At 55.4% G+C, this 11606-nt stretch carries 13 protein-coding genes and 2 tRNA genes; 6 read left to right on the forward strand and 9 right to left on the reverse strand.

Going from position 1 to position 11606, the window contains the following annotated elements; genetic code table 11:
• Window positions 1–30: 30 nt before the first annotated feature.
• The 3 genes from AO065_RS04910 (at window position 31) to AO065_RS04920 (ending at window position 1777) form a co-directional block, all read left to right on the forward strand.
• Window positions 31–1263, forward strand: coding sequence for an aspartate kinase (locus tag AO065_RS04910; protein ID WP_004884328.1), 1233 nt, complete (start codon window positions 31–33; stop codon window positions 1261–1263).
• 172 nt (window positions 1264–1435) lie between these two features.
• Window positions 1436–1624 (forward strand): carbon storage regulator CsrA, encoded by a 189-nt coding sequence (gene csrA / locus AO065_RS04915; protein WP_002554426.1) that lies wholly within the window; start codon window positions 1436–1438, stop codon window positions 1622–1624.
• Window positions 1625–1686: 62 nt separating this feature from the next.
• Window positions 1687–1777 (forward strand) — tRNA-Ser (locus AO065_RS04920).
• Between the two features lie 379 nt (window positions 1778–2156).
• On the opposite strand, the gene bamE is transcribed toward AO065_RS04920, so the two are convergent.
• A complete protein-coding gene (gene bamE, locus AO065_RS04935) occupies window positions 2157–2651 on the reverse strand; it encodes an outer membrane protein assembly factor BamE domain-containing protein (RefSeq protein WP_004884329.1) in 495 nt (164 codons plus the stop codon).
• Between the two features lie 324 nt (window positions 2652–2975).
• On the opposite strand from bamE, the gene mgtE reads away from it, so the two are divergent.
• Window positions 2976–4418: a magnesium transporter gene (gene mgtE / locus AO065_RS04940; protein ID WP_004884330.1), complete on the forward strand. Its 1443-nt coding sequence runs from the start codon at window positions 2976–2978 to the stop codon at window positions 4416–4418.
• Between the two features lie 148 nt (window positions 4419–4566).
• Here mgtE and AO065_RS04945 read toward each other — a convergent pair whose 3' ends face one another.
• The 3 genes from AO065_RS04945 to AO065_RS04955 form a co-directional block, all read right to left on the reverse strand.
• The gene (locus tag AO065_RS04945) at window positions 4567–4893 is read right to left on the reverse strand and encodes an Arc family DNA-binding protein (protein WP_004884331.1); all 327 of its coding nucleotides are present in this window, start codon (window positions 4891–4893) and stop codon (window positions 4567–4569) included.
• Window positions 4894–5384: 491 nt separating this feature from the next.
• Window positions 5385–5570: a PA3371 family protein gene (locus tag AO065_RS04950; RefSeq protein ID WP_029242304.1), complete on the reverse strand. Its 186-nt coding sequence runs from the start codon at window positions 5568–5570 to the stop codon at window positions 5385–5387.
• 38 nt (window positions 5571–5608) lie between these two features.
• Window positions 5609–5851: a hypothetical protein gene (locus tag AO065_RS04955; RefSeq protein WP_004884332.1), complete on the reverse strand. Its 243-nt coding sequence runs from the start codon at window positions 5849–5851 to the stop codon at window positions 5609–5611.
• 315 nt (window positions 5852–6166) lie between these two features.
• Between AO065_RS04955 and AO065_RS04960 the strand changes: the two genes are divergently transcribed.
• Window positions 6167–6243 (forward strand) — tRNA-Arg (locus AO065_RS04960).
• 202 nt (window positions 6244–6445) lie between these two features.
• Here the strand turns inward: AO065_RS04960 and AO065_RS04965 are convergent.
• From AO065_RS04965 to AO065_RS04975, 4 genes are all read right to left on the reverse strand, one after another.
• Entirely contained in the window at window positions 6446–7135 is a 690-nt protein-coding gene (locus AO065_RS04965) for a DUF5710 domain-containing protein (RefSeq protein ID WP_004884333.1), read from the reverse strand.
• A 175-nt stretch (window positions 7136–7310) separates the two neighbouring features.
• Window positions 7311–7937 carry an isochorismate family cysteine hydrolase YcaC gene (gene ycaC, locus AO065_RS04970; RefSeq protein WP_004884334.1) on the reverse strand — a complete coding sequence of 209 codons (627 nt, stop codon included), beginning with the start codon at window positions 7935–7937 and terminating at the stop codon, window positions 7311–7313.
• A 175-nt stretch (window positions 7938–8112) separates the two neighbouring features.
• Window positions 8113–8571 carry a thiol-disulfide oxidoreductase DCC family protein gene (locus AO065_RS26465; RefSeq protein WP_004884335.1) on the reverse strand — a complete coding sequence of 153 codons (459 nt, stop codon included), beginning with the start codon at window positions 8569–8571 and terminating at the stop codon, window positions 8113–8115.
• Between the two features lie 146 nt (window positions 8572–8717).
• Window positions 8718–9317, reverse strand: coding sequence for a TetR/AcrR family transcriptional regulator (locus AO065_RS04975; protein WP_032651678.1), 600 nt, complete (start codon window positions 9315–9317; stop codon window positions 8718–8720).
• Window positions 9318–9438: 121 nt separating this feature from the next.
• On the opposite strand from AO065_RS04975, the gene AO065_RS04980 reads away from it, so the two are divergent.
• The gene (locus AO065_RS04980) at window positions 9439–10323 is read left to right on the forward strand and encodes an alpha/beta hydrolase (RefSeq protein ID WP_412778558.1); all 885 of its coding nucleotides are present in this window, start codon (window positions 9439–9441) and stop codon (window positions 10321–10323) included.
• A gap of 57 nt (window positions 10324–10380) precedes the next feature.
• Here AO065_RS04980 and AO065_RS04985 read toward each other — a convergent pair whose 3' ends face one another.
• Window positions 10381–11307, reverse strand: a complete 927-nt coding sequence (locus AO065_RS04985; RefSeq protein ID WP_004884340.1) for an alpha/beta hydrolase — start codon at window positions 11305–11307, stop codon at window positions 10381–10383.
• Window positions 11308–11606: the final 299 nt, after the last annotated feature.

Consider the following 11606-nt stretch of genomic DNA (forward strand, 5'->3'; position numbering starts at 1 on the left):
GCTCTTAACGGGTTCTGAGGCGGCTTTGAGATGGCTTTAATCGTACAGAAATTTGGCGGCACCTCCGTGGGCTCTGTCGAGCGCATCGAGCAGGTGGCCGACAAGGTCAAGAAATTCCGTGAAGCGGGCGTTGATCTGGTCGTGGTGCTGTCGGCCATGAGCGGCGAAACCAATCGCCTTATCGAACTGGCCAGGCAGATCAGCGATCAGCCGGTTCCACGTGAGCTGGACGTGATCGTGTCCACGGGCGAGCAGGTCACGATTGCACTGCTGGCCATGGCGTTGATCAAGCGCGGTGTGCCTGCGGTGTCCTACACCGGCAATCAGGTGCGCATTCTCACCGACAGCGCGCATAACAAGGCGCGCATCCTGCAGATCGACGACCAGAAGATCCGCAATGACCTGAAAGAAGGTCGTGTGGTGGTGGTCGCCGGTTTCCAGGGTGTCGACGAGGACGGCAACATCACTACGCTGGGCCGCGGTGGTTCGGATACCACGGGTGTCGCGCTGGCGGCAGCCTTGAAGGCTGATGAGTGTCAGATCTACACCGATGTCGATGGTGTCTACACCACCGACCCGCGGGTTGTGTCGCAAGCTCAGCGTCTGGACAAGATCACCTTCGAAGAGATGCTGGAAATGGCCAGCCTAGGTTCCAAGGTGCTGCAGATCCGGGCAGTCGAGTTTGCCGGCAAATACAATGTCCCGCTGCGCGTTCTGCACAGCTTCAAGGAGGGTCCGGGCACCCTCATTACCATTGATGAAGAGGAATCCATGGAACAGCCGATCATTTCCGGCATCGCGTTCAATCGCGATGAAGCCAAGCTGACGATCCGTGGCGTGCCAGACACCCCGGGTGTGGCGTTCAAGATTCTCGGCCCGATCAGCGCGGCAAACATTGAAGTGGACATGATCGTGCAGAATGTTGCGCACGATAACACCACCGATTTCACCTTCACGATTCATCGCAACGACTATCAGGCAGCGCTTCAGGTGCTTGAGACGACGGCGCGTGAAATCGGCGCACGTGAAGTGTCCGGTGATACCAAGATCGCCAAGGTCTCCATCGTCGGCGTGGGCATGCGTTCCCATGCAGGCGTCGCCAGCCGCATGTTCGAAGCGCTGGCCAAGGAGAGCATCAATATCCAGATGATCTCGACCTCGGAAATCAAGGTGTCCGTGGTGATTGAAGAAAAGTATCTGGAGCTGGCGGTACGTGCACTGCACACGGCTTTTGAACTGGATGCTGCTCGACAGGGTGAGTGATCGGTCTGCAAGTGGCGCGCCCTGGCTGCGTCGTTTGCGGGCTACGCAGAAAGGCTGTTCTTTTCTTTGCGTTAGTTGATACTCGGGTCACGCCTGCAGCCTTTACGGTTGCGGGCTGTGCCTACCGGTTGTGCAGACTGTTGTTCCTGAATGAATGCGTAAGGAGAAAGTTATGCTGATTCTGACTCGTCGGTGCGCAGAAAGCCTGATCATTGGTGATGGTGAAATCACTGTGACCGTGCTGGGCGTCAAGGGTAACCAGGTGCGTATTGGTGTCAATGCGCCCAAGGAAGTCGCGGTTCATCGTGAAGAGATTTACCTGCGGATCAAGAAAGAGAAGGACGAAGAACCAAGCCATTAATTTTTATTGAATTTTTGGTTTGCAAACGGGGAAAAGGGTGGTTATTATACGCCCCGTGTTGCGGAGAGCTGGCCGAGTGGCCGAAGGCGCTCCCCTGCTAAGGGAGTACACCTCAAAAGGGTGTCGGGGGTTCGAATCCCCCGTTCTCCGCCATTATTTATGTAGTGCGTTGGATTTGGCTTGATCTGTAAGTTGTTGAATTTACTAGAAAAAGTGCTTGACTAAACAATCTGACGACCTATAATGCGCGGCACCAACACATGCACTCGTAGCTCAGCTGGATAGAGTACTCGGCTACGAACCGAGCGGTCACAGGTTCGAATCCTGTCGANTTTAAGGTTGGCTTCAAAGTTGTAAGTTATTACAGCATTGAAGTTGACTGGCTTCAACCAGAGGTGATCTGGTCCAAAAACACCAATGCACTCGTAGCTCAGCTGGATAGAGTACTCGGCTACGAACCGAGCGGTCACAGGTTCGAATCCTGTCGANAACACCAAAAAGCCCGTATCGAAAGATACGGGCTTTTTGCTTTCTAGCGTTTTCCTTTCACGCATCCATTCTCATCGAATGTCACGGTGTTACTGCGACCTTTCTTCTGGTTGTACACGTAACGCAGCTCGCCATTGTTATGGGTCACTTTATCCGGTCGCCCGAGCAGACTCTCGACGTCGCGTTGCGTCATGCCCGGTGGCGTGCGCTGGTTGATGATGGCTTGTCGACGCTGATCAGCGCTCAATCGATTGCCGCAACCATCATCCCGCTGGCCGACCACCACGATTTCCCTGTTTATGGATCGATCCCGCCGAGTCTCTTTGTCATCTGCGAATGGCAGCATCATGTCCTGCACGCTTCCAGGCGGCGCATTGAAGGCGCGCTGTGAGCGACTGGCATGCCCCTCAGGGCAGCCCAGTGTCGTGAACATCACATTGCCGGAAGCGTCTTCACAACGCTGCACGGTATTGGCCTGGGTGATCAGTGGCAGGCAGAGCAGGGTGCTCCACAATGAAAGATGGCGGGTGATACGCATGTTTCTATCCTTGATGACAGCGGTCGTGACAGCCTAATGGCGCTCTTGCGGTTGAGCGAACGTGTTTTGTTGGCTGAATGTGACGTCGAACCCCTGTCGATCTGCATAACGTTTGAGGTTTGCGTCGCAAGCACCTGTTTCGGGCTGAATTTCCCGCGTGCGCTTCGCTCAAAGCGGTGTATCATTGCGCCCGTCAGCCCCGCCGGGGCTTGTGGAATACCTCCATGGACTTACCCAGTAGTTACTCAATAGTTTGTTTCACCAATCATGAATTAACTGATTGATCTCCCCGGCGTGCTCCGCTGCTGGGAGTGGAGTTCGCCTATGACCGAAAGAGAAGTCAAAAAAACGCAGGAAAGCTTGCAGGATCGTCTTGCTCAAGTCATCGAGCTACTGCAGCGCCAGCGTATCGTTGAAGACCTGACTCACCGTCAGGAAGGTCAACATCAGGATCGGGTTGAAAACCTGGTTCACCGGCAGAACCTTGTCGAGCTGCAGCGCAAGCTCGACGACCTTCACTCTGCCGACGTCGCCTACATTCTCGAAGCACTTCCTCTGGAAGACCGTCTATCCGTCTGGCAACTGGTCAAGGCCGAGCGCGACGGCGACATCCTTCTGGAAGTGTCGGATTCCGTTCGTGAAACCCTGATCGCCGACATGGACGATCACGAGCTGCTCGCAGCCGCCCGTGACATGGACGCCGACGAACTCGCCGACCTTGCTCCCGAGCTGCCTCGTGACGTCGTCCATGAGCTCATGGAAGCCCTGGATTCGCAGCAGCGTGAACGCGTCCGCTCTGCGTTGTCCTACGACGAGGATCAGGTTGGCGCACTGATGGACTTCGAGATGGTGACCATCCGTGAGGATGTCAGCCTGGAAGTCGTACTGCGCTACCTGCGAAGGCTCAAGGAGCTGCCCGGTCATACCGACAAGCTGTTCGTCGTGGACATCGACGGCGTGCTCAAGGGTGTTCTGCCGATCAAGCGTCTGCTGGTCAATGACCCGGAAAAGCAGGTCGGTGAAGTCATGGCCAACGACCCGGTCAGCTTTCATCCGGAAGATGACGCTTATGAGGCCGCGCAAGCGTTCGAGCGTTATGACCTGATTTCCACGCCTGTCGTCGACAAGAACGGCAAGCTGATCGGCCGTCTGACCATCGATGAAATGGTCGACCTGATTCGTGAGGAGAGCGAAAACGAAGTTCTCAACATGGCGGGTCTGCGCGAGGAAGAAGACATCTTCGCCTCCGTGTGGCGTTCGCTGCGTAACCGTTGGGCCTGGCTGGCAGTCAACCTGATCACGGCCTTTCTGGCGTCCCGCGTGATCGGGCTGTTCGAGGGCTCCATCGAGAAGCTGGTGGCGCTGGCCGCTCTGATGCCTATCGTTGCCGGCATTGGCGGCAACTCCGGTAACCAGACCATCACCATGATCGTTCGCGCCATGGCGCTGGACCAGGTCAACGTCGGTAACACCTCGCGGCTGTTGCGCAAGGAACTCGCCGTCGGCCTTATCAACGGTCTGTTGTGGGGTGGGGTGATCGGCGTGGTGGCCTACATGCTGTACGGCAGTTGGTCGCTTGGCGTGGTGATGACGGCGGCGATGACGCTCAACCTGCTGCTGGCTGCGCTGATGGGTGTTTCCATTCCGATGGCGCTCGCAAAGCTGGGCCGGGATCCGGCCATGGGTGCCAGCGTCATGATTACGGCGATGACCGACAGTGGAGGGTTCTTCATCTTTCTCGGGCTTGCGACCATCTTCCTGCTTTAAACAGCACCCAATAAAAAAACCGCCTGAATGGCGGTTTCTTTTTTTTGGGGTATGGCTTACATGATGTAGTGAAGTTTCCTACAGCAACTAAGGTTGTATCCCAAAACAAAAAAAGGCCAGCTTACGCTGGCCTTTTTTGTGCTAACTGTCACGACTCTTCTGAGGCAAGTTCCGTGTCGTGGGCAATCAGCGACACCAGAGCATTCTGCTGCCGGTGCGAAAGCTGGCGGAAGCGTTGCAGCAGCTCACGTTCGTGCAAAGACAGCTCAGGACTGTCCAGACGCATGCTTGGCTCATCACCAAGGGCGCCTTCCTGAATCAGGCTTTGTTCGAGGCGAGCAATGATTTCCGAGTTCATGCTGCGGTGATGATTCTTGGCTACCTCTTGCACGCGATTACGCATGCCGTCTGGTAGGCGAACAACGAACTTGTCAGCCGTGCGGCTGGAATAAGTAGCCTGTTTCATAGGGCTCATATATTTAACCGGTTAGTTCAGGGGAAGCGGTTCTAGCAAGTGGCCGCAAGATTGTGAGCTTCTGACAGTCATTTTGGCCAAATGTTCCACCGCATTATCGAAAGGGGCTGCATCATCCCCCATTCCGTCGAATCCTTGGCGTCAATTCTGTGACAAATATTGACTCAGATAAAGGCGATTAGCCAGCACCAATTATCAGAATTGCGAACGGATTTGTAAAAACAATCAAAACCGCTCAACCGATAGCAGAATCCCCGCCTGACTACTTTTTGCCATGATGGCTATCTGTCTTCAGCGTAGAAGGTAAAGGCCGGGAATACGAGCGCATGCCGACAGACGTGATGTCTGGCAGACAGAGAGAGCAGAAGGAGAGAGGGGAGGTGCTCGATACCGGAAGCGGCGTCCGGCAGAGCCGATGATCCGGTCAGAGAGCTCTGTGAGCCTTACCGACCAGCACAACCATCAGCAGGTTGCAGATGAAAGGCCAGCGCTTAGCGCAGGACCGGATCGAACTTGAAGCGACGGCCGACGACCAGTGCAACAACAAAAAGGCTCGCGAACACGCCAGCACCTATTTTTGCCGCGGTACTCAAGGCCTGAGCCTGAAGGGGAAGCAGAAGATCAACGGCAACCGCCATAAGTGCCAGGATCATGAAGGACAAAGCGGATTTCGACATGGCTACTCTCTCGTGAAGGTGGGCTATGTGTGACGGTTTCAGAAAACCCAGCGCTGGTCGGCGCGTGGAGTCTGCAGGTTTTCCTGAGCGTCATTGGTCAGCATAGCTGCACTGGCGCTTCTGTCAGTCATGACAGCCAGCTGAGGCGCCTGGCTCAGTTGATGATGAATCGGAGACTGCTGAACACTCATCTGATCGTTCTTTATGCCCGTGTCCTGAAAATGAAAAGCAATGAGGGCTACCAGAGCTGCTGCATTCAACGCTGAGAGAGTCATGTTCATTGTTCAGTACCTGTGCCCGGACATCATAACGGAGGGGTGGTTCGCTGATACTGATAATGCAGTCTGCATGCCAACTGAAATTAAGAAAAAATACGTTTAAAAACAATGGGTTGGGTGCGATAGAAAATGCCCGCCTCTTGCGTTTTGCAATGATGGCTTTTTGGAGTAGTGCAAAATGCATGATTGCTTTGAGTAGGGCGTTTCCTGCGGATAGGGACTACGTCGCTGGCGGGCAATGACGACATGACAAAACCGCTTCAGATCGTTAAGATGCTCGCCGTCCTCGCTGGCACCAATCGGTGTGCTGGCATCAGTGTCTCAGTAGCTCAATTGGATAGAGCATCCCCCTCCTAAGGGGAAGGTTGCAGGTTCGAACCCCGCCTGGGACACCATATAAATCAAGATCTCCTGCAGTTCCGGTTTACCTTGCTTTACTTTTATGGGTGGATGGTCGGTGGAAGTTGTAGTGGTCTAATGAAACCGGACACCCATTAAGGCGAGAATGCTCGCCTGAACGAGGTCGAGCCGGCCTAAAAAATTGAACAAATCAATAGAGCGCCATGATGCGCTTCATGTTCTCAAGCAAAGCGCTGCTTAAATCTGCCCGCCAAATTGCTCACGCATCTGCATCCAGTCGAAGAAATCCTCGGTGGCGAAACCAACGCCACAGTCGGCATCAAATCTCTCGTCGATTCTGGCGAGAGTCATTTGCTGAGCCTGGGCTGGTGACGTAGGAAAGAACGCCCCACCAGGCTCACCGTGCATGAAGAAGTCGCCAAGCTTTGCTCCGCAGTGTTCACAGTGGTTCATGAGGTACCGGCTGTCAGCCGTCTTGCTGTAGGCGTACTTGAAATGGTCGGTAAATCGACGAATCTCTTTAGTTACCTGAGGCGACAGGCCTTGCACATTAGAGACTGTTCCACGGTACCCGTGGCGCTTCCACTCACCCAGGTTGCTGGCGAGGGAAAAATCTTCATCCTCGTCCACAACGTAATCGAACTCTTCGTGATTCTCGGGCAGCATGAACGTGAATACGCGCGTCCGACTAGAGCATTTCCAGCAATCGGAAACTGACTCGATCACATAGTAATAAGGTGCCCTGACGCGAAATTCCGGTTCATGTTCCAGATCTAAGTTCTCTGGCACCGGTAGCCAGCGGGCGAAGGGACCTGGCTCGACGCCTTCGGGGACGTACCAGGTTTTAAGATTTGGGTCCCAACGGGCGCCGAGAGATTTGGCTTCATCTTTCTGTGAGAACGGTACGGTCAGATCGATCCTTGTCATTGCTGCTCCTTTGCCTATCACCAACTGCAATATCTCGAGTTGAAGAGTTTCTGGCCTTATCCGAACTTTGTAAGAATGCGTTTAGTATCCCAGAAAAAAGCGGCTCGTCATAAGACCCCGATTTCACGAAAAAAGGCCCGCAGCGCGGGCCTTTGAACATCACTTTCTAACGCGCTCAGCGTGCAGTCAACGCCGCATAGCTGTTCATCAAGTTCCGATAGTTCGGAATCCGCTGCGACAGCAGATTGCCCAAACCTTCGATGTCGTTGCGCCAGTCGCGCTGCAGCTCACACGCCACCGAGAACCAGTTCATCATCTGCGCGCCGGCCTGAGTCATGCGGTTCCAGGCGGCCTGCTGCACAGCTGTATTGAACGTGCCGGACGAGTCAGTCACCACAAACACATCGAAGCCTTCAGCCAGTGCCGACAAGGTCGGGAACGCTACACAGACATCCGTCACCACACCGGCAATGATCAATTGCTTGCGACCGGTGGCCTTGATCGCTTTGACGAAGTCTTCGTTGTCCCAGGCGTTGATCTGGCCAGGGCGGGCGATGTAGGGCGCGTCCGGGAACATCTCTTTGAGTTCCGGTACCAGCGGGCCGTTCGGGCCTTGTTCGAAGCTGGTGGTCAGGATGGTCGGCAGTTCGAAGAACTTCGCCACGTCGGCCAACGCCAGAACGTTGTTCTTGAACTCGTTCGGCGTGAAGTCCTGCACAAGCGAAATCAAACCTGTCTGGTGATCGACCATCAGAACGATGGCGTCGTCTTTGTTCAGGCGGTTGTAAGTGGCGTTGGTCATGGCGGAATCCTTTTTCGAAGTGGTGAGTGGCTGTCGTTTCAACGTGTGGCTAGATTAATGTCCATCTGAGCGTTGAAAAAGCGCTTGAAAAAGGTTTATCTGTCAACCTGAAGGAGACAATTGATGCGGGTGAAGGGACTAGTTCCGAACTTGACCGATGATAGTTAGCGAGGCACTACTTTTTATCAGGCGGTCGCTGATCGTGCGAAACACTGTCTGTTTCAGGGAGGGCACAGCTGTCGGTCCGGCATCGAGCGCTGCCATCAGGATGAGGCAGCCATGCCAACTGCGGACGCCAGCGGCAGAAGAGGCGATAGGCGACATTAAGCAGCGGTCTGAATGCAGGCCATGACAACGGTGCAGCCCAGGCACCGAGGCCCGCTGCTCGCCAGCTCCAGAGTGTTGCGTCCAGACCTGTGACCCACGTTCCATCGTCAAACCTGGCGTGCAGGGCTGATTCCATTTGTTCGAGTGTGTATCCCATGGCTTGGGGATCAAAGGCTTCATCACTGATATCGACGAAGTGGAGGCGACCGGGTGCAGCGTGTGCGCGCAGGAGTTTGATTTCCCGGGCGCAGAGTGGGCATTCACCGTCAAAGTACAGGGTCAGAGGCCACTTTGTGTTCTCGTACATCGATGAGTGTCCCATAGCGGCTTAGGTGGCGTTCTCAGCTTCAGAACAGATTCAGGCAACTCGGTTCCGTCAGGACCCGTAAGCGCCAGGTCGCGCGCTGGCGCTGTGTTGCAATCCATAGCCGTTCGTTTTTAGGCATCCATGAATCACGGTGCAAGCAAAATCGAGGTCATCGGTTTGAATACGACTTCAGGCGGGATGTTGGACATCTCGTCCGGCTTTCTGTCTATCGCCAACGAGGCGTAGCCATGAGCCGTGCTCCAGGCAAGGAGGGTACGTTGTTCAAGCAGCGCCGGGTCAGGCTCCGCACCATTTTGCGCAATCCATGCCGTACGAATCGACTGTCGAAGCTGTTGAAGAGCGGCTTCTCCGGCTTTCAGGAGTCGGGGCAGCGAGCGGGTGACGCCATCGCCGCCCAACATCAGACGGAAGTGATGCGGATAGGTGGTCGCAAACTTCACGTACCCGAGGCCGGCGCCCATCATGGGGTCTTTTATTTCGGTCTGAACGGCGCTGATGATGTCTATCAGGCGTTCATAGCCGTCGGCCGCCACTTCGGAAAGCAGGTTATCCATCGAGCCAAAATGGTGGGCGGGTGCCGAGTGGGAAACATTGGCTCGTCGTGCGCATTCACGCAGCGAAAGCCCCCGCACTCCGGATTCGCCGACGACGTCCCACGCCGCCTGACGTATAACGGCAGCCAGATTTCCGTGATGATAGGAGCGGGTTGTTTCTGATTTCGGCATAGGGCATTTCCGCCAATTATTAAAATAAAAGTTACCCGGCATTCTCCTCCACCTATCTTGTCACTGACAAGATGCGCTGTTCTAATGCCGTCAGATCACCTGATCTGTACGAGGAGTTGCCGTGAAAAAGCTCAACAGAAAGATCCGTATGTTGACCCAGCTGTTGCTCCTGAGGATAGCCAGTCGGGTTTTGCCAGGCCCTACCGGAAGATACCTCGCCCGGCGATTCATCACGCCGCAGGCTGGTGAGCGCTCGAAGGCCGCATCAGCCGTAAGTGCATCATCAGGCGTACGTACCGAGACTCTGACGGTGGGCGGCACCGATATAACGACCTACCAATGGGGTGATCCTTCACGTGAGCCTTATGTGCTGCTCGCGCACGGCTGGTCAAGTTACGCGTTGCGTTTCGTCGAATGGATTCCCACGCTGCGATCGATGGGTTATGCCGTGGTCGGCTTCGATCAACCTGCTCATGGAGCAAGCGGTGGAAAAACCAATCATTTGCCGCTGTTCGTCGAGATGATTCAGCAGGTGGGACGCCATTTCGGAAAACCGGCAGTCTTTATCGGACATTCCATGGGTGCCTCTTCGGTGATTTTTGCTCAGGATGAGGAGTGGTCTCCGGAGCGCTTCGTACTCATCGCGCCATTCGTGGCGATTTCAGAGAATGCCAGTCGCCAGTTTGAGACCGCGGGGATCTCGCCCAAAGCGTTCCCTTCATTTGAAGCGTACCTGTACTCGGTGACAGGCCGCCGGTTCGCTGAGTATGAAGGCGCTTTGCGTTTGCCCTTGATGAAAGGTCCTGCGCTGATCATCCACGACCGGCAGGATCGCGAGACGCCATGGGAGAAGGGCGCCCGGTTTGCAAAGCTATGGCCGGGCGCGCGTCTCTTCTCGACTGAAGGGTTGGGGCACAATCGCTTGCTCGACCATCCTTCCGTTATCAATGAGGTGATGAACTTCATCAAGCCGGAAAAATCATCAAAGGCCGGGTTGAGTGAATAGCCGAGCGGACAGTGTCAGCGCTGCGGTAACCGAAAAGCCACCGCAGGTTGAACAGACTCAGCGACTGGCGTCAGCCAAACCTGTCTCGATAAAGCGCACAGAACTTTCCATCGCCTGCTGACCTTCCGGCAGCATGGCCGCGTAGAAATGCCAGGCGTGGAACATCGCAGGCCACACTTCCAGGTTCACACGAACGCGGTTGTCAGCCAGGTGAGTGGCAAGGCGCATTGCGTCGCTCAGCATCAGCTCGTTCTCGCCGATCTGCACCAGGATGGGTGGAAGTCCGGTGACGTCGGCGAAGACCGGCGAGGCCAGAGGGTGATTGGCGAGCGTGTCGCCTAAAAACGTTCTGGCCAATATGTCCAGCACTGACTTGGAGTTCAGCGGGTCCAGACCTTCCCGATTGCTCATGGAGGCGCCAGTGTGTTCGAGGTTAGCCCAAGGCGAGATGGAAGAACCCACCGCCGGTAACGGCAGCCCTTTGGATTTGGCCGCCACCATCACGCTGACCACCATCGCTCCGCCTGCCGACTCGCCTGAAAAGGCGATCCTGTTGGCCGGGATATTCTGTTCAAGCAGCCACTCGTAAGCGCGCAGCGTGTCGTCTATGGATGCCGGGAATTTGTGTTCCGGTGCAAGACGGTAGTCCGGCATGTACACGCGGGCGCCGAGCATTTTTGCGTAGTTGCCGCCGATGCCGTGGTAGCCGTCCGGACGCCCCACAATATAAGCGCCGCCGTGGATGTACATCACGACTGCGTCGGTTTTGATCTCATCCGGCGTGACCAGTGTGCCTGGCACGCCGCCCATGTCGACCGCTTCAAACCTGACGCCGGCAGGCGCTGGATTCTGTGCGAGCATTTTTGCGTAGGCGTCGCGGATGTCGCTCATTTTCGTGGTGGTATCCAGTCCCTTCAGAACGGGGACCAGATCGCTCAGGCTGTTGGCCCATGTTTGTACGGCGGCTTCGACTTTCATGTTCATGGTGATCTCAATGGGATAGTTAATAGCTAATTGAGATACTATTCTTCTTATTCGGGAATAGGGTTCCCCATAAAGGGTGCAGCAGAGCCCGAGCCTGAGCGCTCATCGTTATACAAGTCTGTCTCGACACTGATCGTGCCCACGCTCGTGGGTATGCCGCCCGTGACGCTCCGCGTCACAAATGGCACAGACTGCGGATTCAGTGAGCTGAACGCATGACGTGGATATCGCTGGAGCTTGGGCACACATCTGCGCCACATTCGAGAGCGGACGCGGAGCGTCCTGAGCGGCATTCCCAC

This window comes from Pseudomonas viridiflava (genome assembly GCF_001642795.1).
In the GTDB taxonomy this organism is placed as follows: Bacteria; Pseudomonadota; Gammaproteobacteria; order Pseudomonadales; family Pseudomonadaceae; genus Aquipseudomonas; species Aquipseudomonas viridiflava.